An 805-nucleotide genomic window follows, 5' to 3' on the forward strand; every position below is an offset into this window, starting at 1 on the left:
AGCTTGATGAGGTAATCATAATAACAGCGAGAAAAAAATACGACCATGGTACCGCTAATAGGTAGTGACTCGAGGCAGAGACCACCTTTGCGTCGTCAGTGAACAGCTGAGAGATATCTTTGCTAAAGAAGAGTAAGATCAAGGTTAACGCAAAGCAAAAAGCAAGGCTAAATCGTCGCGTGAGAAGCAAGCCTTGCGCTACTCTATCTTGACGCCCAGCACCCCAGTTCTGACCAACAAATGGCCCCATAATGGAAGAGATCGCCATGATTACAACTAGGCATAGCGACTCGATGCGACTGGCTACGCCGAAGCCCGCGACAGCGTCGGTCCCGTAAGCGGCAACCAACCATGTTGCATAAGCGACGGAAAGGGGGGCGATTAGGTTTGTGCCAATGGCGGGAATGGCGAGCCGAAGAATATCTAGCCAGCTTTGGACGATGCGTCCCTTACAATCGCTCAAGCTTAAAAACCGAAGCCTGACGGTGAGTAAATATAAGCCGATGAAGAGAGCAAACGAGTAAGAAACGATGGTGGCGACCGCTGCGCCGGCTAGTCCCATTGCAGGGAAGCCGAAGTAACCAAAGATCAAGATTGGGTCGAGAATGATGTTTACAACTGCGACCACCATCATAATGACACCGGGAATGAAGGTATTCCCGGCTGCTCTCAATGCGGAATTACCGACCATCGGTATAACGACAATAAAGCTTCCGAGAAACCAAATATCCATAAACTCATGAATAAGCGGCATGAGATGAGCTGGCGCACCCAGTGTTCTAAAAATAGGCGTGATATTTTGATA

Annotated in this window: 1 protein-coding gene; it reads right to left on the reverse strand. The window is 48.8% G+C overall.

From position 1 onward, the window contains the following. Positions 1 to 754, reverse strand: a 754-nt coding sequence (locus tag A3751_RS15680) for an MATE family efflux transporter (protein WP_255376091.1), incomplete at its 3' end; no start/stop codon positions are given. Between the last annotated feature and the right edge of the window lie 51 nt (positions 755 to 805).

It is taken from the genome of Oleiphilus sp. HI0080 (assembly GCF_001635135.1).